16 protein-coding genes are annotated in these 23,039 nt (G+C 70.8%); 12 read left to right on the forward strand and 4 right to left on the reverse strand.

Features of this window, described 5'->3' with window-relative positions; all coding sequences use genetic code 11:
- Positions 1–45 precede the first annotated feature (45 nt).
- Complete coding sequence (locus ACIQ8J_RS20120) at positions 46–1,248, reverse strand: acetyl-CoA C-acetyltransferase (protein WP_403272856.1); 1,203 nt, start codon at positions 1,246–1,248, stop codon at positions 46–48.
- A gap of 139 nt (positions 1,249–1,387) precedes the next feature.
- On the opposite strand from ACIQ8J_RS20120, the gene mce reads away from it, so the two are divergent.
- The 7 genes from mce (at position 1,388) to ACIQ8J_RS20155 (ending at position 11,199) form a co-directional block, all read left to right on the forward strand.
- Positions 1,388–1,828 (forward strand): methylmalonyl-CoA epimerase, encoded by a 441-nt coding sequence (mce, locus tag ACIQ8J_RS20125; RefSeq protein ID WP_403272854.1) that lies wholly within the window; start codon positions 1,388–1,390, stop codon positions 1,826–1,828.
- A gap of 198 nt (positions 1,829–2,026) precedes the next feature.
- Positions 2,027–6,151 (forward strand): polarized growth protein Scy, encoded by a 4,125-nt coding sequence (scy, locus tag ACIQ8J_RS20130; protein WP_403272853.1) that lies wholly within the window; start codon positions 2,027–2,029, stop codon positions 6,149–6,151.
- Between the two features lie 113 nt (positions 6,152–6,264).
- Positions 6,265–7,203, forward strand: coding sequence for a cellulose-binding protein (locus ACIQ8J_RS20135; RefSeq protein WP_329462994.1), 939 nt, complete (start codon positions 6,265–6,267; stop codon positions 7,201–7,203).
- 94 nt (positions 7,204–7,297) lie between these two features.
- Positions 7,298–8,293 carry an ABC transporter ATP-binding protein gene (locus ACIQ8J_RS20140; RefSeq protein WP_403272851.1) on the forward strand — a complete coding sequence of 332 codons (996 nt, stop codon included), beginning with the start codon at positions 7,298–7,300 and terminating at the stop codon, positions 8,291–8,293.
- A gap of 3 nt (positions 8,294–8,296) precedes the next feature.
- Positions 8,297–9,076 carry an ABC transporter permease gene (locus ACIQ8J_RS20145; RefSeq protein WP_403272849.1) on the forward strand — a complete coding sequence of 260 codons (780 nt, stop codon included), beginning with the start codon at positions 8,297–8,299 and terminating at the stop codon, positions 9,074–9,076.
- A 150-nt stretch (positions 9,077–9,226) separates the two neighbouring features.
- Complete coding sequence (locus ACIQ8J_RS20150) at positions 9,227–10,351, forward strand: ABC transporter ATP-binding protein (protein WP_403272848.1); 1,125 nt, start codon at positions 9,227–9,229, stop codon at positions 10,349–10,351.
- Entirely contained in the window at positions 10,348–11,199 is an 852-nt protein-coding gene (locus ACIQ8J_RS20155; protein WP_403272847.1) for an ABC transporter permease, read from the forward strand. Before ACIQ8J_RS20150 ends, ACIQ8J_RS20155 begins: the two co-directional genes overlap by 4 nt.
- 6 nt (positions 11,200–11,205) lie before the next feature.
- Here the strand turns inward: ACIQ8J_RS20155 and ACIQ8J_RS20160 are convergent, their stop codons facing one another.
- Positions 11,206–11,535, reverse strand: coding sequence for an ATP/GTP-binding protein (locus ACIQ8J_RS20160; RefSeq protein ID WP_403272846.1), 330 nt, complete (start codon positions 11,533–11,535; stop codon positions 11,206–11,208).
- 217 nt (positions 11,536–11,752) lie between these two features.
- Here ACIQ8J_RS20160 and ACIQ8J_RS20165 point away from each other — a divergent pair, with 217 nt between their 5' ends.
- Positions 11,753–12,790, forward strand: coding sequence for an LLM class flavin-dependent oxidoreductase (locus ACIQ8J_RS20165; RefSeq protein WP_403272844.1), 1,038 nt, complete (start codon positions 11,753–11,755; stop codon positions 12,788–12,790).
- 107 nt (positions 12,791–12,897) lie between these two features.
- Here ACIQ8J_RS20165 and ACIQ8J_RS20170 read toward each other — a convergent pair whose 3' ends face one another.
- Positions 12,898–13,290, reverse strand: coding sequence for an SCO5389 family protein (locus tag ACIQ8J_RS20170; RefSeq protein WP_329463001.1), 393 nt, complete (start codon positions 13,288–13,290; stop codon positions 12,898–12,900).
- 228 nt (positions 13,291–13,518) lie between these two features.
- Here ACIQ8J_RS20170 and nucS point away from each other — a divergent pair, with 228 nt between their 5' ends.
- The 4 genes from nucS to ACIQ8J_RS20190 all read left to right on the forward strand — a co-directional run bounded on the left by nucS (position 13,519) and on the right by ACIQ8J_RS20190 (position 20,308).
- Positions 13,519–14,190 carry an endonuclease NucS gene (nucS, locus tag ACIQ8J_RS20175; RefSeq protein WP_403272842.1) on the forward strand — a complete coding sequence of 224 codons (672 nt, stop codon included), beginning with the start codon at positions 13,519–13,521 and terminating at the stop codon, positions 14,188–14,190.
- Positions 14,191–14,529: 339 nt separating this feature from the next.
- Entirely contained in the window at positions 14,530–17,559 is a 3,030-nt protein-coding gene (locus tag ACIQ8J_RS20180) for a Tn3 family transposase (RefSeq protein ID WP_403272840.1), read from the forward strand.
- A gap of 199 nt (positions 17,560–17,758) precedes the next feature.
- On the forward strand, positions 17,759–19,246 hold the full coding sequence (locus tag ACIQ8J_RS20185) for a 2OG-Fe dioxygenase family protein (protein ID WP_403272839.1): 1,488 nt from the start codon (positions 17,759–17,761) through the stop codon (positions 19,244–19,246).
- A gap of 456 nt (positions 19,247–19,702) precedes the next feature.
- Positions 19,703–20,308, forward strand: a complete 606-nt coding sequence (locus tag ACIQ8J_RS20190) for a recombinase family protein (protein ID WP_403272837.1) — start codon at positions 19,703–19,705, stop codon at positions 20,306–20,308.
- Between the two features lie 73 nt (positions 20,309–20,381).
- On the opposite strand, the gene ACIQ8J_RS20195 is transcribed toward ACIQ8J_RS20190, so the two are convergent.
- Complete coding sequence (locus ACIQ8J_RS20195; RefSeq protein ID WP_403272835.1) at positions 20,382–22,961, reverse strand: ATP-binding protein; 2,580 nt, start codon at positions 22,959–22,961, stop codon at positions 20,382–20,384.
- Between the last annotated feature and the right edge of the window lie 78 nt (positions 22,962–23,039).

The following is a 23,039-nucleotide window of genomic DNA, read 5'->3' on the forward strand; positions in this document are numbered from 1 at the left end:
GCTCCGTTCAGTCGCGTACGCACCGCAGGAATCAGGGAGTTGGGGTCACTTGCCGGGGACGCGCACGATCAGCGCGTCGCCCTGGCCGCCGCCGCCGCACAGGGCCGCGGCCCCGATGCCGCCGCCGCGGCGCTTCAGTTCGAGCGCGAGGTGGAGCACGACGCGGGCGCCGGACATGCCGATCGGGTGGCCGAGCGCGATGGCGCCGCCGTTGACATTCACCTTTTCCGGGGACACCCCGAGGTCCTTCATTGACTGGACGGCGACCGCCGCGAAGGCCTCGTTGATCTCGATCAGGTCGAGGTCCTCGACCGTGATGCCCTCCTTGCCGACCGCGTGCCGGATCGCGTTCGAGGGCTGCGACTGGAGCGAGTTGTCGGGGCCGGCCACATTGCCGTGGGCGCCGATCTCGGCGATCCACTCCAGGCCCAGCTCCTCGGCCTTGGCCTTGGACATGACGACGACCGCGGCCGCGCCGTCCGAGATCTGCGAGGAGGTGCCGGCGGTGATGGTGCCGTCCTTGGCGAAGGCGGGGCGCAGCTTGCCCAGGGACTCGACCGTCGTGTCGGCCCGTACGCCCTCGTCCTTGGCGAACAGGACCGGGTCGCCCTTGCGCTGCGGGATCTCGACCGGGGTGATCTCGGCCTCGAAGATGCCGTTCTTCTGGGCGGCCGCGGCCCGCTGGTGCGAGGCCGCCGCGATCGCGTCCTGCTCGGGGCGGGCGATGCCCAGGCGGGTGTTGTGCTTCTCGGTCGACTCGCCCATGGGGATGTTCTCGAAGGAGTCGGTCAGACCGTCGTACGCCATCGCGTCGAGCATCTCGATCGCGCCGTACTTGAAGCCCTCGCGGGACTTCGGCAGCAGGTGCGGGGCGTTGGTCATGGACTCCTGGCCGCCGGCGACCACGATGTCGAACTCGCCCGCGCGGATCAGCTGGTCGGCCAGCGCGATCGCGTCCAGGCCGGACAGGCACACCTTGTTGATGGTGAGCGCGGGGACGTTCATCGGGATGCCGGCCTTGACGGCGGCCTGGCGGGCCGGGATCTGGCCGGCCCCGGCCTGGAGCACCTGGCCCATGATCACGTACTGCACCTGGTCGCCGCCGATGCCGGCCCGGTCCAGGGCCGCCTTGATGGCGAAGCCGCCGAGGTCCGCGCCGGAGAAGGACTTGAGGGAGCCGAGCAGGCGGCCCATGGGCGTACGGGCGCCCGCGACGATCACTGAGGTGGTACCGGTCGTTCCAGACATGAGGCACGGCCCCTAGGGAGGTGAGGTGTGAACGAGGGTTTACTTCGAATGTACTGAGCGGTACTGCCCACGTCACCGGGCAGCCGGTGTGATCGCGCGCACGTTGCGTAACCGGCCCTGCGAGCGCTGCACTGGACCCATGCTGACGCGAATCGACCACATCGGGATCGCCTGTTTCGACCTCGACAGGACCGTCGAGTTCTACCGTGCGACGTACGGCTTCGAGGTGTTCCACACCGAGGTCAATGAAGAACAGGGCGTGCGCGAGGCCATGCTCAAGATCAACGAGACCTCGGACGGCGGGGCCTCCTACCTCCAGCTCCTGGAGCCCACCCGCGAGGACTCCGCGGTCGGCAAGTGGCTCGCCAAGAACGGCGAGGGCGTCCACCACATCGCCTTCGGCACCGCGGACGTCACCGCCGACTCCGAGGCCATCCGCGACAAGGGCGTACGCGTCCTGTACGAGCAGCCGCGGACCGGTTCGATGGGCTCGCAGATCACCTTCCTGCACCCCAAGGACTGCCACGGCGTGCTCACCGAACTCGTCACTTCCGCACCCCAGGACACCGCCGGCCACTGAGCCCACACAGTGGAGGCCCGACCTCCGGATACTCCGCCCGGTACAGTGGGCGGTTCCGGGCCGGGGTCGGGTCGGGGCCTGGGACCCACGCCCCTGTTTCGATCTGACACCATTCACCGGGGGCCCCGTCCGTCGTGTGCGGTCGGACGGTGCTCGTACGGGCAGTGTTCGCGACCAGGGGACGGATGGGACCGCGCAGTGCGGGGCTACGAACGCCAGGAGAGCCAGAGCCACCGGCCTGACGACCACCTCTCGCGGTTCGAGGCCGAGATGGATCGGCTGAAGACCGAGCGGGAGAAGGCCGTTCAGCACGCCGAGGATCTCGGCTACCAGGTCGAAGTGCTGCGCGCCAAGCTCCACGAGGCGCGCCGCAATCTCGCGACCCGTCCCGCCTACGACGCCGCCAACGTCGGCTACCAGGCCGAACAGCTGCTCCGCAACGCCCAGATGCAGGCCGAGCAGCTGCGTACCGACGCCGAGCGCGAACTGCGCGACGCCCGCGCCCAGACGCAGCGGATCCTCCAGGAGCACGCCGAGCACCAGGCGCGGCTCCAGGCCGAACTGCACGCGGAGGCCGTCAGCCGCCGCCAGCGCCTCGACCAGGAGCTGTCCGAGCGCCGGGCCACCGTCGAGTCGCACGTCAACGAGAACGTGGCCTGGGCCGAGCAGCTGCGGGCCCGCACCGAGGCGCAGGCCCGCCGGCTCCTTGAGGAGTCCCGTGCCGAGGCCGAGCAGTCGCTCGCCGCGGCTCGCGCGGAGGCCACCCGCGTCGCCGAGGAGGCCCGCCAACGGCTCGGTTCCGAGGCCGAGTCGGCCCGCGCCGAGGCCGAGGCGACGCTGCTGCGTGCCCACAAGAACGCCGAGCGGCTCCTGAACGCCGCGTCCACGCAGGCCCAGGAGGCCACCTCCCACGCCGAGCAGCTGCGGACGTCCACCACCGCCGAGACCGACCAGGCGCGCCAGCAGGCCGCCGAGTTGAGCCGGGCCGCCGAGCAGCGGACGCAGGAGGCGGAGGCCGCGCTGCGCGAGGCGCGCGCCGAGGCCGAGCGGACCGTCACCGAGGCCAAGGAGTCGGCGGCCAAGCAGCTCGCGAGCGCCGAGTCCGCCAACGAGCAGCGCACCAGGACCGCGAAGGCCGAGATCGCCCGTCTGGTCGCGGAGGCCACCAAGGAGGCCGAGGCTCTCAAGGCCGAGGCCGAGCAGGCTCTTGAGGACGCGAAGGCGGAGGCCGAGCGGCTGCGCACGGAGGCCGCCGAGTCGGCGCGCACCAGCGCCGCCGAGGACACCGCGGCCCAGCTCGCCAAGGCTGCGCGTACCGCCGAAGAGGTCCTGACCAAGGCGTCCGAGGACGCCCGGGAGACCACCCGCAAGGCCTCCGAGGAGGCCGAGCGGATCCGCCGCGAGGCGGACGCCGAGGCGGAACGGCTGCGCGGCGAGGCCGCCGAGCAGGCCGACGAGCTCAAGGGCGCGGCCAAGGACGACACCAAGGAGTACCGGGCCAAGACGGTCGAGCTCCAGGAGGAGGCCCGCCGACTGCGCGGCGAGGCCGAGCAGTTGCGCGCCGAGGCGGTCGCCGAGGGCGAGCGGATCAGGGGCGAGGCGCGGCGCGAGGCCGTCCAGCAGATCGAGGAGGCGGCGAACACCGCCGAGGAGCTGCTCGCCAAGGCGAAGGCCGACGCCGACGAGCTGCGCACGGCCGCGGGCAACGAGTCCGAGCGCGTACGCAATGAAGCGGTCGAGCGGGCCAACACGCTGCGCAAGCAGGCCGAGGAGACCCTGGAGCGCACCCGCGCCGAGGCCGAGCGGATGCGTACCGAGGCCGAGGAGCTGGCCGAGCAGACCACAACGGACGCCGACCGGGCGGCAGTTGAGCTCCGCGAGGAGACCGAGCGGGCGATAGCGGCCCGTCAGGCCGAGGCCGCCGGAGAGCTGACCCGGCTGCACACCGAGGCCGAGCAGCGCCACGCCGCCGCCGAGCAGGCCCTCACCGACGCCCGCGGCGAGGGCGAGCGGATCCGGCGGGAGGCCGCCGAGGAGACCGAGCGGATCCGCACCGAGGCCGCTGAGCGCATCCGTACGCTCCAGGCGCAGGCCGAGCAGGAGACCGAGCGGCTGCGCACCGAGGCCGCCGCGGACGCCTCGACCGCCCGTTCCGAGGCGGAGAGCGCGGCCGAGCGGCTGCGCGGCGAGGCGTCCGCGGAGGCCGAGCGGCTCAAGTCCGAGGCGCAGGAGACCGCCGACCGGATGCGCGCGGAGGCCGCGGCCGCCGCCGAGCGGGTCGGCGCCGAGGCCGCCGAGGCGCTGGCCGCCGCCCAGGAGGAGGCCACCCGGCGCCGCCGGGAGGCCGAGGAGACCCTCAACTCGGCGCGCACCGAGGCCGATTCGGAGCGCGCTCAGGCCCGCGAGCAGAGCGAGGAGCTGCTCGCTTCCGCGCGCAAGCGGGTCGAGGAGGCGCAGGCCGAGGCGCAGCGGCTCGGCGAGGAGGCCGACCGGCGCGCCACCGAGCTGGTGTCGGCGGCCGAGCAGACCGCCAAGGACGTACGGGATTCGGTGTCCGGGCTCCGCGAGGAGGCCGAGCAGGAGATCACGGGGCTGCGCAGCGCGGCCGAGCACGCGGCGGAGCGCACCACGACCGAGGCGCAGGAGGAGGCGGACCGGGTCCGCGCCGAGGCGCACGCCGAGCGGGAGCGCGCCACCGAGGACGCGGGCCGCATCCGCGCCCGCGCCCAGGAGGAGTCCGAGGCCGCCAAGGCGCTGGCCGAGCGGACCGTCACGGACGCCATGGCCGAGGCGGAGAAGGCCCGTTCGGACGCTTCCGAGTACGCGCAGCGGATGCGCACCGAGGCCTCCGACGCACTCGCCTCCTCCGAGCAGGACGCGGCCCGCACCCGGGCCGAGGCCCGCGAGGACGCCAACCGGATCCGCTCCGACGCCGCGAGCCAGGCCGACCGCCTGGTCACCGAGGCGACCGCGGAGGCCGAACGGCTGGCGGCGGAGTCCACCGCCGAGGCCGAGCGGCTCACCACCGAGGCCCGGCAGGTACGGGTCGAGGGTCAGGCCGAGGCCGACGCGCTGCGCGCCCAGGCGCGCGAGGAGGCCGAGCGGGTCACCAGCAAGGCCGAGGCGGACGCCGAGCGCACCACCAACGAGGCCAACGCGTATGCCGAGTTGGTCACCACCGAGGCGCGCGCCGACGCGGGTTCGACGCTGGGCGCGGCCGCCGCCGAAGCCGAGCAGACCCTCGCCGACGCCCGCGCCGAGTCCGACCGGATCCTGGACGAGGCGCGTCAGGCCGCCGACAAGCGCCGCGCGGACGCGGCCGCCCAGGCCGACCAGCTCATCGCGGAGGCGAGCGGCGAGGCCGAGCGGCTGCGCGCCGAGGCCGCCGACACGGTGGGCTCCGCCCAGCAGGCCGCCGAGCGGATCCGCGCCGAGGCCGAGAAGAACCGGGCCCGCACGGACGAGGCCGCCGAGCAGACGCGTACCGAGGCGCGCGAGGAGGCGGACCGGCTGCTCGACGAGGCCCGCACCGCGGCGGCCAAGCGGCGCGCGGACGCGGCCGAGCAGGCCGACCAGCTCGTCAACAAGGCCCAGGAGGAGGCGCTGCGCGCCGCGACCGAGGCCGAGGAGCAGGCCGACACGATGGTCGGCGCGGCCCGCAAGGAGGCCGAGCGGATCGTCGCCGAGTCGACCGTCGAGGGCAACTCCCTGGTGGAGAAGGCCCGTACGGACGCAGATGAGCTGCTGGCCGGCGCCCGCGCGGACGCCACCGCCATAAGGGAGCGTACGGAGGAGGTGCGCGCCCGCACCGAGGCGGAGGTCGAGGCGCTGCACGATCGGGCCCGGCGGGAGAGCGCCGAGCAGATGAAGACGGCGGGCGAGCGCGTCGACAATCTGGTGAAGGCCGCCACCGAGCAGGCCGCCGAGGCGGAGGCCAAGGCCAAGGAGCTGGTGTCAGACGCCAACTCGGAGGCGGGCAAGGTCCGTATCGCCGCGGTGAAGAAGGCGGAGGCGCTGCTCAAGGAGGCCGAGACCAAGAAGGCCGAGCTGGTCCGCGAGGCGACGAAGCTGCGCGACGACGCGGCCGACGAGGCCCGTCGCACGGTCGAGGAGGGCAAGCGCGAACTGGACGTCCTGGTACGGCGGCGGGAGGACATCAATGCCGAGATCTCCCGTGTCCAGGACGTACTTGAGGCGTTGGAATCCTTCGAGGCGCCGACCTCGGGCGGCAAGACCGCGTCCACCGGCGGTTCTTCCGCAGGTGTCAAGGCAGGTGCGACGGCTGGGGCAACACGTTCGAGTGGCAAGTCTTCCGAGGGCTAGCCACTCAAAAGGCTGGACATTCTCCAGATCAAACGGTCATCCGCTCGATGACACGCCGCTTGGGCCCCTAGGATCCCCTTATCACCTCACCGGTCTCATTCGACAGGAACCCCATGAGCGACACTTCCTCCCCCTTCGGCTTCGAGCTCGTGCGGCGTGGTTACGACCGCGGTCAGGTGGACGACCGCATTACCAAGCTCGTCGCCGACCGTGACAGCGCTCTGGCACGGATCACTTCTCTGGAAAAGCGCATCGAGGAGCTCCACCTCGAAACGCAGAACGCCCAGGCCCAGGTGAACGACGCGGAGCCGTCGTACGCGGGTCTGGGTGCGCGGGTCGAAAAGATCCTGCGGCTCGCCGAGGAAGAGGCGAAGGACCTGCGCGAGGAGGCCCGCCGGGCCGCCGAGCAGCACCGCGAACTCGCCGAGTCCGCCGCCCAGCAGGTGCGCAACGACGCGGAGTCGTTCGCCTCCGAGCGCAAGGCGAAGGCCGAGGACGAGGGCGTTCGGATCGTTGAGAAGGCGAAGGGTGACGCCTCTCAGCTCCGTTCCGAGGCACAGAAGGACGCGCAGTCCAAGCGCGAGGAGGCGGACGCGCTCTTCGAGGAGACCCGCGCCAAGGCCGCCCAGGCCGCCGCGGACTTCGAGACGAACCTCGCCAAGCGCCGCGAGCAGTCCGAGCGCGACCTGGCGTCCCGTCAGGCCAAGGCCGAGAAGCGCCTCGCGGAGATCGAGCACCGCGCGGAGCAGCTCCGCCTGGAGGCCGAGAAGCTGCGTACGGACGCCGAGCGCCGGGCACGCCAGACGGTGGAGACCGCGCAGCGCCAGGCAGAGGACATCGTGGCGGACGCCAACGCCAAGGCGGACCGGATCCGTTCGGAATCCGAGCGCGAGCTGGCGGCGCTCACCAACCGCCGCGACTCGATCAACGCGCAGCTGACCAACGTCCGCGAGATGCTGGCGACGCTGACCGGTGCGGCCGTGGCCGCCGCCGGTTCCCCGGTCGACGACGAGCCCGTCTCGCGCGGCGTCCCGGCGCAGCAGACCCGCTAGTCTCCGCAGCCCTACCCCCGTGGGCTGCGGTCACCGGTCGAAGCCCCCTGCCACTCCAGTGGCGGGGGGCTTCGTCCGCATCTAGCGTGGCCGCATGATCGAGCTAGCGGGGCTCACCAAGCACTACGGCAGCAAGGTGGCGGTCGACCACCTGTCCTTCCAGGTCAGGCCAGGGGTGGTGACCGGATTCCTGGGACCCAACGGGGCCGGCAAGTCGACCACGATGCGGATGCTCCTCGATCTCGACAACCCGACCAGTGGGACCGTACGCATCGACGGCAGGCACTACCGCGAGCTCTCGGAGCCGCTGAAGTACATCGGGGCGCTGCTCGACGCCAAGGCGATGCACGGCGGCCGCAGCGCGTACAACAACCTGCTGTGTCTCGCCGAGTCCAACCGGATCCCGGCGGCGCGGGTGTCGGAGGTCCTGGACACGGTCGGTCTGACGGCGGTGGCGAAGAAGAAGGTGAAGGGCTTCTCGCTGGGTATGGGTCAGCGCCTGGGAATCGCGTCCGCGCTGCTCGGCGACCCCGAGATCCTCATGTTCGACGAACCCGTCAATGGTCTGGACCCCGAGGGAATTCACTGGATCCGCAATCTGATGAAGCAGCTCGCGGGCGAAGGGCGAACGATCTTCGTTTCGTCTCACCTGATGAGCGAAATGGCGCTCACGGCGGATCACTTGATCGTTATCGGGCAGGGCCGACTGCTCGCCGATACATCGATGGCGGATTTCATCCGGGAGAACTCGCGGAGTTTCGTCCGGCTCCGTTCACCGCAGTGGGAACGCCTCCTCGACGTGCTTCAGCGGGCCGGCGTCCCCTTCCTCCAGACCGGTGACGGCGCCATCGAAATCGACAACGGCAAGATCGAGGCGCTGGGTGAACTGGCCGCCCAGCACCAGCTCGTACTGCATGAGCTGTCCGGTCAGCAGGCCTCCCTCGAAGAGGCGTTCATGCAGATGACGGCGGCTTCGGTGGAGTACCACGCACACGGCGCCACCACCTCGGGCGGGCCGCCCGCGGCGCCCGACCGGGGTGCGCGGCCGACGCCGAACTGGGGCGATCCCGGCCGGGGCAAGGGGGTCTGAGCGATGGCGTCGGTACCCGCGGTCCTGAAGTCCGAGTGGACCAAGATCCGTACGGTCTCCTCCACCACCTGGACGCTGGCCAGCGCCCTGATCGTGACGGTCGCGATCGGCGCGGCGCTCTGCGCGCTGATGAAGTCGCAGTTCGACAACCTCAGACCGGCCGAGAGGCTCACCTTCGACCCGACCCTCATCAGCTTCTCCGGGATGATCCTCGGTCAGCTGGCGATGGTCGTCTTCGGCGTGCTGGTCGTCGGCACCGAGTACAGCTCGGGCATGATCCGCTCCTCGCTCGCCGCGGTGCCCCAACGCGCCACCTTCCTCTTCTCCAAGGTCACCGTCGCCACCCTGCTCGCGCTGGTCGTGGGCATGGCGACCAGCTTCCTGTCCTTCTTCCTCGGCCAGGCGCTGCTGGGCCCGCACCGCACCACCATCGGCGAGCCCCATGTGCTGCGCGCGGTCTTCGGCGCCGGGCTCTACATGGCACTGATCGCGCTCTTCTCGATGGGCGTCGCCACGATGCTGCGCAGCTCGATGCTGTCACTCGGCATCCTGATGCCGTTCTTCTTCCTGATCTCGCAGATCCTGTCGGCGGTGCCGGGCGCCAAGAACGTGGCCCGCTACTTCCCCGACCGGGCCGGCTCGCGGATCATGCAGGTGGTCCCGGACGCGATGAACAGCGATCCGGCGCCGTACGGGCCCTGGGGCGGCCTCGGCATCATGGCGCTGTGGGTGATCGCGGCGCTGGCGGGCGGCTGTCTCGTACTGAAGAAGCGGGACGCCTGAGCCCTGCTACGCCCGGCGACCGAAGCGGAACGAACCGTTTGACTTAGCTGGAACCGTCAAGGCCTGGATAAGCTCCTCACTCATACGGGGGCAGACCGGCCGCAGGCCGGACACCGCCCCGACGACCCAAACCGTCGATGGGGCTGGAGAATGATCGAGGCAGTCGGACTGACCAAGCGCTACGGCGCCAAGACGGCCGTGCACAACCTTTCCTTCCAGGTGCGGCCCGGTGCCGTCACCGGCTTCCTGGGGCCCAACGGCTCCGGCAAGTCGACGACGATGCGCATGATCCTCGGCCTCGACCAGCCGACCGCCGGCCACGTCACCATCGGCGGCCACCCCTTCCGCAGCCTCCCCAACGCGCCCCGGCAGGTCGGCGCGCTGCTCGACGCCAAGGCCGTGCACGGCGGCCGCAGCGCCCGCAACCACCTGCTCTCGCTCGCCCAGCTGTCCGGCATCCCGGCCCGCCGGGTGGACGAGGTGCTCGGCGTGGTCGGCCTCCAGGAGGTCGCGGGGCGCCGCTCCAACGGGTTCTCGCTCGGCATGGGCCAGCGGCTCGGCATCGCCGCCGCGCTGCTCGGCGACCCTCAGGTGCTGCTCTTCGACGAGCCGGTCAACGGCCTCGACCCCGAGGGCATCCTGTGGGTCCGCAATCTGATGAAGCAGCTCGCCGCCGAGGGCCGCACCGTCTTCGTCTCCTCGCACCTGATGAGCGAGATGGCGCTGACCGCCGACCACCTCATCGTGATCGGCCGCGGCCAACTGCTCGCGGACATGCGCATCACCGACTTCATCTCGCACAACTCCGCGGACTTCGCGCGGGTGCGGACGCCGCAGACGGAGCCCGCGCAGCGCGAGAAGCTGACCGCCGCGCTGACCGAGGCGGGCGGCCAGGTGCTGCCCGAGCCGGACGGCGCGCTGCGCGTGACCGGCCTGGCGCTGCCCCGCATCAGCGAGGTGGCGCACGGGGCGGACGTACGGCTGTGGGAGCTGTCCCCGCACCAGGCCTCGCTGGAGGAGGCGTACATGCGGATGACGCAGGGCGCGGTCGACTACCGCTCGACGGCCGACGAGAAGGCGGGCCTGATGCCGCCGGTGCCGCCCGGGTACGCCCCGCCGCCGGTGATCCCCGAGGTGCCGCAGCAGGGCTGGTACGCCCCGCCGCCGCCCGGCCAGAACCCGTACGCGGCCGCACCCCAGCCGCCCGCCGCTCCCCCGGCTCCGCAGGCCCCGGCCGCTCCCGCCGCCCCGACCAAGCCCGAGGACGCCCGATGACCACCCCCTACCAGCAGCAGCCGCAGTACCAGCAGGCGCCGGGCGCGCCCCTCGGTCCGTACACCTCGCCGATCGCCGTGCGGCGCGCCACCTTCGGTGATGCGCTCGCCTCCGAGTGGACCAAGATCCGGTCGGTTCGTTCCACCATGTGGACACTGGGCGCGATGATCGCACTCGTCGTCGTCCTCGGCGTGCTCGCGGCCTACCTCGCACGGAACAGCGGCGCACGCATGGGCGAAACCCCGGTCCTGGTGCTCGGCTTCTACGGGGTGCCGCTCGGCATGATCTGCGTGATCGCGCTCGGCGTGCTGACCATCACGTCCGAGTACGGCACCGGCATGATCCGTACGACCCTGACGGCCTGCCCGAGCCGGGGGCGGATCCTGGCGGCCAAGTCGATCGTCTTCTTCCTGCTCGCGTTCGTCACCGTGACGGCGGCGACGACCCTGGTCGCCGCGGTCCAGACCGCCATGGTGCGCGACGCGACGCAGCCGACCGGCGGCCAGTGGCTGCGGGCCACCGTCGGGGTCGGCCTCTATGTCGCGATGATCGGGCTGCTCTCGCTCGCGGTCGGAGCGCTCATCAGGCACTCCGCGGGCTCGATCACGATCATGATGGGCGTGGTGCTGCTGCCGCTGGTGCTCGCGCTGTTCATGTTCAACCAGTCACTGCGGAGCCTGCAGCAGTTCCTGCTCCAGTACTCGATCCCCAGCCAGCTGAGCGCCTTCTACGGGGTCTCGATGTCGAACTCGGGGCCGAGCGGCTGGGAGCCGCTGTGGATCATGACCGGGATCACCGCGGTCGCTCTGGGCGGAGCCTTCCTCGCGCTCAACTCGCGCGACGTGTAGGCGCGTTCAGTATTTGGGCGCGTTCCTGGACCGCTGCACCCTGGTGGTGCGGCGGTCCTTCGCGTTCCAGCAGGCCTTGTGCCAGTGACGGCGCTCGTCGACGCCCGCGTACTCGGGCCAGGCGACCAAGTGCGGGGCGCCGGACGGGATCTCCTGGTCGCAACCGGGGCAGCGGTACCGCTTGCCGGCGGCACTGGCCCCCGCCACATGCCGCACCGACCACTCCTCGCCCTGCCACGACTCGGTGCCCTGGAGGCCGAAACGTTCGCCGCCCGTCCGGCTCTCGGACTCGGTCGGCTTCTCGCCACCCTTGGGGCGGTTGCGGCGCGGGGACACGTGAACACCTCACGGGGCGGGTCGGACGTTTCTCCCAGCCTAGGGCCACGCCGCCCGGGTACCCGCCCTGGGGAGGAGGTCGCGGAGTCACTCGTTCGGGCGAACCCCAAGCGGACAATCGCAAGAAGTCGGCGCAGGACCGTGCCTTTGGCACTTGTCAGACGTTAATGCCGGTAAGAGGGGGAGTACCGCGTCGGCCGCAAGGAGGCAGAAGGCGATGCGTGTGGGAACTTTTGTACTGGCAGCGCAGTTCCCGGGCCAGGGGCAGGGAGAAACACTTCACCGGGCGGTCCGGTCCGCCGAGGTCGCCGAGGAGTCGGGTCTCGACTCGGTATGGCTGGCCGAACACCACTTCGTACCGTACGGCGTGTGCCCGTCCGCGGTGACGCTGGCCGCGCTGCTCCTCGGGCGTACGCGCCGGATCAGGGTCGGCACCGCGGTCACCGTGCTGCCGACCGCGCACCCGGTGGCCCTCGGCGAACAGGCCGCGCTGCTGCACCTCACCTCCGGCGGCCGGTTCTCGCTGGGCCTGGGGCGCGGCGGGCCCTGGGTCGACCTGGAGGTGTTCGGCTCGGGCCTGCGGGCGTACGAGGAGGGCTTCCCGGAGTCGCTCGATCTGCTGCTGCGCTGGCTGCGCGAACCCCGCGTCGCAGGTCTGGGGGAACGGTTCACCTTCCGGGAGGTGAACGTCGTGCCGCGGCCCGACGAGATCCTGGACGGCGGCCCGGGGGGCGCGAGCCCCGAGGTGATCGTGGCGTGCACCTCGCCGACGAGCGTGAAGCTGGCCGCCGAGCGCGGTCTGCCGATGCTGCTCGGGATGCACTGCGGCGACGAGGAGAAGGCCGAGATGGTCGCCCTGTGGCGCCGGGAGGCGCTCGCGGCGGGTCATGGGCCGGAGGTGGTGGCGGCCGCGGGCCATGTGTCGGCCGGGGTCGCCCAGATCGCGGACGGCCGCATCGAGGCCGCCGAAACGTTGCTGAAGTCGATGCCGGGCTGGCTGAAGCAGGGCCTGGAGGCCCATGTGACGGTCGACGGCCGCCATCGCGCGATGCGTGACCCGGTGACGTACACCGAACTCCTCTGCCGCCTGCACCCGGTGGGCACCGCGCGCACGGCCGCGGACCGCCTCGCGGCCACCGCCGAACGCACCGGCATCACCCGCTTCGCCCTGCTGGTCGAGGGCTCGGGCGACCTGGCGGCCACGGAGGAGAACGTACGGAGGCTGGGGACGGAGGTGCTGCCGATGCTGAGCTGAGGCGCCGAGCGGCCCAACAGCCGCCCCAGGTCGGGCTCGGCCACCCTCAAGTGGCCGCCGCCCCACGTCAGTTGCACCTCCCGCGACGCGGAGCGGCGGCGAAGACTTCAGCAGTCCCGAAGCTCCGGCGACTGGTTGAGAAGCTGACCCCTGATCGAGGTGAAGCGGGCCAGCCGCTCATCGGACGAGGGGTCCAGCGGGAACACCGCGACACGGTGGCAGTTCTGGAACGCCAGGCGGACACCGAAGTGCCGCTGGAGCGCACCGCGAATGGCGTCACTCGCGAGGGCGCGCAGCAGTTGGCCGCGCGCCTGCTCGTCCGGCGGTGGCGTCTGGTTGTCGGCGAACTCTCCGCCGTCGACCTTCAGCTGGGCCACCAGAGAGCTGATCATCTCCCACGCGTAGGGCAGGGAGCTCCGGACGCAGTCGACGAAGGCGGCTTCGTCGACCTCGCCTCGCTCGGCCTGTTCGAGTAGGGCCGGTGAGACGTCGAGCGACATGGTTTCTCCTCTCGCGACCCCGGGGTGCGGGGCCTTACGGGCAGGGAAAGGGACGATGACGGCCGCTCCTCCCGACAACACAGCGTGCACGGCCGACAACCTCCCGCTTCCACGGTAGGCGCGTTGTCCGGCCCGTGGCAGCCACTTGGCGCATAACCGGCCAATAACGAACAGTGCACTCCAGGGCGAATCGCGTTCGGCGGGGGGCTTCGAGTAGCGTTGCCCACCATGCGTCTCGTCATCGCCCGCTGCTCCGTCGACTATGCGGGCCGGCTCACCGCCCACCTCCCCTCCGCTCCCCGCCTCATCCTGGTGAAGGCGGACGGCAGCGTCTCCATTCATGCGGACGACCGGGCGTACAAGCCCCTCAACTGGATGTCTCCGCCCTGCACACTGAAAGAGGGATCGGGGGACGACGCGGGCGTCTGGACCGTCATCAACAAAGCGGGCGAGAAGCTCATCATCACCATGGAGGAGGTCATCCACGACTCCTCCCACGAACTCGGCGTGGACCCTGGCCTGATCAAGGACGGCGTGGAAGCGCACCTCCAGGAGCTCCTCGCGGACCGCATCGAGACCCTCGGCGAGGGTTACACCCTGATCCGCCGCGAGTACCCGACGGCGATCGGCCCGGTCGACATCCTGTGCCGGGACGGGGACGGCAAGACCGTCGCGATCGAGATCAAGCGCCGCGGCGAGATCGACGGCGTCGAGCAGCTGACCCGCTATCTGGAACTGCTCAACCGCGACCCGCACCTCGCCCCGGTCCAGGGCGTCTTCGCGGCCCAGGAGATCAAGCCGCAGGCCCGGGTGCTCGCCACCGACCGCGGCATCGGCTGCGTCGTGCTCGACTACGACGCCCTGCGCGGCATCGAGGACGACAAGCTCCGCCTGTTCTGAGTCCGTCCGGTACGTACGAGAAGGGGCCCGCAGAGTGCTGCGGGCCCCTTCTCGTGTCTTGCGTGGATCCGTGTCTTACCGGGTCCCCGTAGTAATCGCCGAAAAAACAACGGATATCGCCGACCTGCTCGACGCGACGGACTGAGCGCCCAGGGCGCTGGGGGCACTTCTCTGCCGGTGTCCGGGCCGGGTCTGGCACCGCGGATGGGCAACGGCCTTGACCGGCTTGGCATCCGATACGCCGCGATGTGACCGTTTGCCTGACCGTGCCCCGCCATGGCTTCTACGGTGTGGCGCACGGTGCCCACGAGACGTGGGCGGTTGCGGTGGAGGTTCCGGGTGGCGACCCGTGTGTTCGCGGATGACGAGCTGGAACGGCTGCGGGACTTCCCGGAGATCAACAAGGAAGAGCTGATCCGGTTCTTCACGCTGACCCCGGCGGACGTGGGGTTCATCGACCCGGGACGCGGTCGTAGCGCCAAGGACCGGATCGGGCTGGCCGTCCAGCTGTGCACACTGCCCTGGCTCGGGTTCGTACCGGATGACGTCGCCTCGGCCCCGCCGGCGGCGGTGGCCCGGCTCTCGGAACGCCTGCGGATACCCATCGGCGAACTGCGTTTCTACGGCGAGCGAAAACAGACCCGGACTGACCACCTGCGGGAGGTGTCCGGGTACCTGAACTGGAAGCCCGCCAAGGCGATACAGCTGAAGGAGCTGGACGAGTTCCTGCTCGCTCGGGCGATGGAGCACGACTCGCCCTCGCTACTGTTCCGTCTGGCATGCGAACATCTGGTGGCCTCGCGGGTGGTGCGGCCCGGGGTGGTCAGTCTGCTGGAGCGGGTGGCCGCCGCGCGGGCGGAGGCGGGCCGGGAGACCTACCAGCGGGTCAGGCACCTGCTGACGCCCAAGCTGATGGGTGAGCTCGACGGCCTGCTGAGCATGGATCCGTTGATCGGGGCGACGAGGCTGAACTGGCTGTCGACGGGCGCGACCGGGGACTCGGCGAACGCGGTCAAGGGGGAGCTGGAGAAGCTGGGGTTCCTGCGCGGCCTGGATGCCCACGCGCTGGATCTGACCGCGCTGCCCGCCGAGCGGCGCCGGTTTCTGGCCCAGGTGGGGCGCCGGCTGACCCCGCAGTCGCTGGACCGGCGCGAACCCCAGCGCCGCCACCCGATCCTGCTGACGGTCCTCGCGCAGTCGGCGGCCGACGTGCTGGACGAGGTCATCGGCCTGTTCGACCAGGCCGTCTCGGCCCGGGAGAGCCGAGCGCGGACCAAGATGCGCGACGCACTGGCGGCACGGGCCGCGGCCGGGGAGGGCCGCCAGGCGCTGCTGGACGAGATCCTGCCGGTACTGCTGGATTTGGGAATCGAGGACGAGCAAGTCGGCGGCCTGCTGCGGGACACCATCGGCATGGAGCGTCTGCGGGCCGCGGCGGCGGGGTCCTCACCTCGGCTGCCGCGCGATCACGGGCACCTGGCGATGCTGGACGACTCCTACGCCTACCTGCGGCAGTTCACCCCGGACGTGCTGCGGGCCATCTCCTTCAAGGGCGGCACGGGCGCGGAGTCGCTGATGGAAGCCGTGAAGATCCTCAAGGAGTTGAACGCGACCGGGGCGCGGAAGGTCCCCGACGGCGCGCCCTCGGACTTCGTGCCGGTGCGCTGGGTGGGCTACCTGGAGCAGGCCGCGAAGTCCAGGGACGTCACGGCGTACCGGCACTTCTGGGAGCTTACGGTGCTGCTCGGTCTGCGCGACGGGCTGCGGTCGGGCGATGTGTACGTGCCTTCGTCTCGCCGGTACGCCGATCCGGCCTCGTACCTGTTCACGCCCGAGCAGTGGACGGTGCAGCGGGACCAGTTCTGCCATCTGGTCGGCAAGCCCGCGTCGGCCAGGGCCGCGCTGGACGGGTGCAAGGAGGAGCTTGAGGTGGCGATGGGGGACCTGGAGAAGGTCCTGGGCAACCGCCAGGCGAGCACCGGGGAAGTACGGCTGTCGGACAAGGGAGAGTTGATCATCCCTCCGCTGTCGGCCGAGGACGTCCCGGCCGAGGCCGCCGCGCTGCGCGACGAGTTGTCGGAGCTTTTGCCGCTGGCGCCGATTGCCTCGCTGCTGGTGGAGCTGGACCGCCGCACCGGGTTCCTGGACTGCATCACTCACGCCGGCGGGAAGCAGTCGCGTTCCCCGGAGCTCAAGCGCAATCTGCTGGCCGTGCTCATCGCCAACGCCACGAATCTGGGGCTGGTGCGGATGGCGGAGGCGTGCGGGATCTCCTACGACATCCTGGCCTGGACCCAGGAGTGGTACATCCGGGAGGAGACGCTGGCCGCGGCGAACGCCGCGATCGTGAACTACCACCACCGCCTGCCGATGACCCAGGCGTTCGGCGGCGGCACGCTGTCCTCCTCGGACGGGCAGCGGTTTCCGGTCCAGGGCAAGTCGACGACCGCGCGGGTGATGAAGAAGTACTTCGCCGGGCAAGGGCTGTCCACCTACACCCACGTCTCGGACCAGCACTCGACGTTCGGTACGAAGGTCATCGTGGTCACCCGGCGTGAGGCCCAGTACGTGCTGGACGAGATCATGGGCAACAAGACCGATCTGCCGATCACCGAGCATGCCACCGACACGCACGGGGTGACGCTGGTCAACTTCGCCTTGTTCGACCTGGTGGGGATGCAGCTCTCGCCGCGGATTAGGGACCTGGGGAAGATCACCCTTTACCGGATGGACCCGCAGCGCGACGTCGGCAGGCTCTGGCCGGTCGCGGGACCGCTGCTGACCCAGAAGATCAACATGGGGTTGATCGAGGAGAACTGGGACGATCTGCTCCGTCTGGCGGCCTCGATCAAGTTCGGGCACGCCACCGCTTCTCTGATTGTCGGCAAGCTCTCCGCGTCCTCGCGGCAGAACACCCTGGCTGCCGCGCTCAAGGAGTACGGGGCGCTGCGGCGCACGATCTACGCCGCCCGCTATCTGGCGGACGAGACCTATCGCCGCAAGATCGCCCGGCAGCTCAACAAGGGTGAGTCGCTGCACTCCCTGCGCCGGGACCTGCACTACGCCCACCAGGGGAAGATCCGTGAGCGGTTCCTGGCCGGGCAGACCGAGCAGGCGTGGTGCCTGACAGTGCTGACCAACTCGGTGGTGACCTGGACCACGGAGTACTACGGCCTGGCCGTCGCGCAGATGCGCGCCGAGGGCCGGGCGGTGGACGACGAACTGCTCGCGCACATCTCCCCAGCGCACAGCGAGAACGTCAACTACCACGGCACGATCAACGTCGAGGTCGACACCGAACTCGCCAAGCTCGACCCGGCCGGCTACCGGCCACTGCGGTCACGGCGGCCGGAGCGCGCGAACACGTGACGACCATGCGGGCCCCGTCGAACTGTCGGTCGACGGCACGAATGGCCCGACGAGTCCTTGACCAGCGCATACATCTCCGAATCGTCCGAAACCACGGCGCCGCACAGGTCGCACACCTCAGGCTGCTGCGGCCCTTTCGTTCACTCGATCGGTGCACCAGCCGTGGCGTGACCTCTGCGTCTGTCCATACGGTTTCTGCATGACTGCGCGAAGGCCGTATCCCACCGTCCTCGACGGTTCACACGTCTGCCTGACGCCGTTTTCCGAAGCCCATATTCCCGAGCTGCTGGCCGCAGGTGGCGGGGATGACGAGCTGTGGCGTTGGATGCTGGCGCCCACTCCACACACGGAGGAGGACCTGCGGAAGGTTGTCGCGGCCATGCTGCACGACCATCTGATCATATTCACGGTGTTTCACAAGGAGAGCGGGCGGGCCGCCGGCTGGACGTGTTACGAATTCGACGCGACAACCGAGGAGCATGAGCGTCTGGCGATGGAATGGACCTGGTACGGCCAGTCCTATCGCGGTAGCGCGGTCAATACCGAGGCAGCCTTGCTCACGCTCACGCATGCCTTCGAGGAATTGGGCATCGGGCGGGTGTCCTGGGAAATTGATGCCCTCAACGTGCGGTCCTGGCGCGCCGTGGAGCGTTACGGTGCGGTCCGCGAAGGACTGTTTCGTCGTCATCACCGACGCGTCGACGGCACCTGGAGCGACTGCGTCCGGTATTCGATGATCCGTAGCGAATGGCCGGCCGCCAAAGCCGCGTTCCATGCACGCCTGCAGGAGAAAAGCAGCCCAGCACTAGTCTCCACTACCCCGCCGTCACGGGCCGGCGCCGGAGGAACGATGACCGACAGCACCATCCCCCGCACCATGGCGGCCGCGTCGGCGCCTGCATCGCCGAGCCCCGCCACCGACCTCGGTGACCTGCCGACACGGGGATACGCACGCTACAGTCCGCAAGACCTGGACCTCAACGCGCTCGGCGGCTCGTGGCGCGATGAGCTCGCACGGCTGTCACGAGCCTTCTGTAACCTGCCTCACGATCAGTACGCACCGGAGGAGAACCGTCTGCGGCGCTATGCCGCCGCCGTCTATCTACCCTGGGACGACACGTTGTCCTGGATCCCGGGCAAGCCCGACACCGATCACGGCTCTCTCGCTGAGTACCCGCAGGCACGCCACCCCGATTACGAAGACGCACGGTACTGGCCCGCTATCCCAGACGAGGCCCGCGACAATGCACTGTTGCGGCACTTGATGCGCTTCGACGTACACCAGACCCTGTATCGGGAGGATCACCAGCGCTCCCCGCTGTACCTTGCGGTCCACCTGATGAAGCTGATCGCGCACAAGGCGGGCGACGCGGCAGTCGCCTCGCCCAACTGCTTCCATCAGGACGGTGACGGCACTTTCACCTTCGCGCATCTCATCAGCCGCAGCAACGTCGCTGGCGGCGAGAACTTCATCGCCCGGCCAGAGTGTGCCGGGCGGCAGCCCGACGAGGTGGTGCCGAACCACGTCCACTCCACCTTCACCCTCGATGAGCCGCTGGAGTCCTACGCCGTCTACGATCCCCGGGTTACACACTATGTCGCTCCCGTGCGACGCGGTCAGGGACCTGGTCCCGGTGAGCGTTGCATGATCTTGATCGGCGTGGTGCCCTTCGGCCCCCGGCTGTGAGCAGCTCTCTCCGAGCGCTACTCGGTCCACCATCGCCCGAGGTGTGCTGTGACTTGCGTCTATGGCCCAGGCGGCCCTGACGGGCGGAGTATGAACCGGTGCCCCACTTTTCCGCCCTCGCCTTCATCACCTGGCTCGACAGCCTGGGCCACCGCGACGGAAGCCTTCACCCAGAACGGCAACGTCAACTCCTCCCGCCCGTCCGGCGCACTCGACGACCTCCGCGGCCAGCTGGCCCCGCACCGGGACGTACGGACAGTACGCGACTTTCTCAGCATCAGCGCATAGCCGGCCGGAGAGTCAGTTTTCGCCTGTGTCACAAGCATGGTTGTGACACAGGCGACCACTGGCGCCGCGGTGATCACGTCCCCGCAGGTCGACCGGTGTCAAAAGCTGGTGCCACAAGTGTGTGTCAGAAGCCGTGCCGCGGGGTCAACTTGTGAGACTGTAGCGCGCATGGATCTCGCGTATTGCAGAGTAAGTACGACCGCACAGGACCTCGCCCGGCAGATCGACGCGATACGCGCCGCCGGAGTCGCCGAGGAGCATATCTACGTCGACAAGCGCACCGGCGCGAACATGGACCGCGAGGGCCTGACCGCCCTGCTCGGCTTCGCCCGTCCCGGCGACCGGATCAACGTGCTCACCCTGGACCGGCTGGGCCGCAACATGCGCGAGACCCTGAACCTCGTACACGACCTCACCCAGCGCGGCATCTTCCTGCGCACGCTCGGCGACAAGCTCGCCGTGGACACCAGCGAGCCGGGGCCCGGAACAGACATGGCCATCGCGCTGCTGGCGATGTTCGCGCAGATGGAACGGATCTACATGCTGGAGCGCGCCGCCGGCGCCCGCGCGGCCAAGGAAGCCCGCGGCCTACCGACCGGCCGCCCGGCGAAGCTCAACGCCACCACCCGAGCTGGAGCCGCCCAACGGATCAAGGACGGTGCGATCCCCGAACAAGTAGCCGTCGAACTCGGCGTCAGCCGCTCCACGCTCTACCGAGAACTGCGCAAGCACCGCGAAAGCGCCACTGCCGAGCCCGTTGGACATGAAGGCTGATCAACGAGCTAGGTCGCATCCGTGCAGGTCAGCGATATCCGTTGTTTTTCCGGCGATTACTACGGGGACCCGCTTACGCGGGGGCGCCGGCGGCCGTCGGTTGCGAGGTGGCCTGGGCGCTGGTGGTGGGACCGGTGGACGTCGCCGTCGGCTTGGAGCCTGCCGGGGTGCTGGACGTCGGGGACTTGGAGACCGCGGGGCTCGAAGGCGGCGGCTTCGTGGCTGGCGGACTGCTGCCCCCGGGGCTCGCCGGCGGGCTGGACGGCGACGACGGCGTGCCCGTCGGGGTGTGGCTGCTCGGGCTCGGGTCCGGGATGTGCGACGGCGAGTGCGACGGCTTGCCCGAGCCGGACGGCTTGCCCGAATTGGAGGGCTTCGTCGAGCCCGGCGTGGACGGCTGGCCGCTCGGGCTGTCCGGGCTGCCGCTGGTGCCGGGCTCCGGCCGGCCGGAGGTGCCGGGCTTGGCGGATCCCGACTTGCTCGGACTGGCCGGGCCGCCGCTCTTGGTGTGGCCGGGCTTGGAGGTGCTGCCCGGGTCGTTCGGGTCGGCGTTCAGGCCGCCGCCGCTGTCGCCCTCGTTGGCCGACTGCTGCTGCTTCACCTTGTCGCCCTGGCCGCCGTCGTTGTTGTTGGAGGTCGCGCCGAGCGTGACGACCGTGCCGAGCACCGCGGCGAGCAGTGCGCCGGCCCCGGCCGCGACGAGGTTGCGCCGGGCGCCGCCGAGCAGGGTGCGCCGCGCCTTGGGCATGGCGCCGCCGACCGGGGTCTCCCGCCGGGTGATCAACGTGGCGCCGACATCCGGGAGTTGGGCCGTCACGGCCGCTGCCGGGACGCCCCGGGGCGGCGACTGGGACTCCTCGTAGCGGGCCGCGGGCACCTCTTCCCCGGCGGGGGTGCGGCCGCCCGGCAGCAGCCCGCCCGAGCGGTCCTCGACCAGGGCGAGCGCCCGGCGTCCGGCGACGGTGCCGCGCTTGTCGGCGAGCGCGCCGCGCAGCGCGATGGACGCCTCCAGCTCGGCGCGGGCCCGGTCCGGGCTGCCGCCGCAGAGCGCGAGGACGCCCAACTCGTGGTGGAAGTACGCCTCTTCGGCCACCTCCCCGGTCAGCCGGGCCGCCTCGGAGCCGACCCGCAGGGCGCGCTCCCAGGCCGTCCAGTGCAGTCCGGCCGCGAAGGCGGGCGCCGAGCTGCGGGCCAGCTTGACCACGGTGGCGGGGTGTTCGGGAGCCGCGCCGGGCACCAGGGCGCCCATCGCGGCGAGCACCGCGTCCGCCTCGGCGGCGGCCCGCTCGGGGGTGACCGAGGGGTGCCCGGTCCACCAGGCGTAGTGCTGGGCTGCGGCGTAGGCCTGCTCGGCCGCGTCGGCTGCGTAACCGGCGCCTTCCAGCTGGGTGAGTACGCCGGCCGCGAGGCGGTAGCGGGCGCCGACCGGTGACAGCAGCCCGCCGTCGAGGAGTTCGCCGAGGGCGGCGTCCGCGTGGGTGTCGCCGACCAGGGCGGGCAGGTGCGCCTGGTGCGGCACCTCGCCGCCGAGCGCCACGGCGAAGCGCAGGGTGGCCCGAGCGGCCTCGCTCAGCCGGGAGGCGAGCAGCGCCGCGGGGGCCGCGCCCTCGCCGAGCGTGGGCAGCGGTATCTCGCGTCCCTCGCCCGAGAACACCGAGGCCTCGGCGGGTTCCTCCGACGGAAAGCCGTACGGGTCAAGGGAGTTGACCTCGCCGCGCAGCCGGTCGCGCTGGCGCAGCAGGGCTCCGGCCTGGACGAAGCGCAGCGGCAGGCCCTCGGACTCGAACCACAGGTCGCCCGCCCAGTTGGCCTCCTCGTCGGTCAGCGCCCGGTCGACCGCCTGCTCCAGGAGTTCGAGGGAGGCGCCGCGGCCGAGGCCGGACAGGAAGACCTCTTCGACGTGCGATTCGGAGTGCGGCGCCGGTACGTCGGGGGTGGCGGCGAGCAGATAGGCGCACTCGGGGGTGGCCATGAGCAGCTCTTCGAGGGTGGCACCGCCGAATTCGAGGTCGTCGAGGACGACGATGGCGCCGATCTGGCGGACCCGTTCGAGCAGCGTGGCCCGGTCGGGCCGGTGCAGGGGTGCGCGGAACACCGTGGCGTACAGCTCGTACAGCAGCTCAGCGGGGCTGCGCCGGTGGCCGGAGAGGCGTACGACGCCGTCGGGCGCGAGCTCCGCGCAGTCCGCGGCGACGGCGTCGAGCAGGGCGCTGCGCCCGGAGCCCGCGGGGCCGGTGAGCCGCACGGAGCGGCCGCGGCCGAGGAGGCGTACGAGCCGGGCGCGCTCCTCCTGCCGTTCCAGGAGCGGGGGTGTCAGTGCCAGGGGGCCCGGCGGGAGCGGGGGCCGGGCGGCGCGCTCGGCCTCGGCACGCTCGGCGGCGCTGTGCCGCACGGGCCGAGCGGGTGTCTCGCTCGGCGGGCAGTTCTCGATCTCGCTGCCGTCCACCGGATTGACGGTGAGGAGGAAGTCTCCCGAGACGAGCTGGACGGTGCGGGCGAGTCCGGCCGCGCGCCCCGCGAAGTCGGGCGTGGCGGAATCTCTGTCGCGCGGCGGACGCTGCGGCCCGGCACCCGGCTCCGCGTGTGCGCCCGCACCGCCGACCGTCTCGTCGGCATGGTTGAACTCTTCCGGTCCCCGGTTCATCGGGTCCATGGTGAAAGCCCCCCAGATGCGTGGTGCGTAAGGATTGGCCCCTCCCGGCCCTTACGCACTTCGCTCTTCGCTGTCGCT

The sequence above is a fragment of the Streptomyces sp. NPDC094147 genome, from assembly GCF_044764265.1.
Lineage (GTDB): Bacteria > Actinomycetota > Actinomycetes > Streptomycetales > Streptomycetaceae > Streptomyces.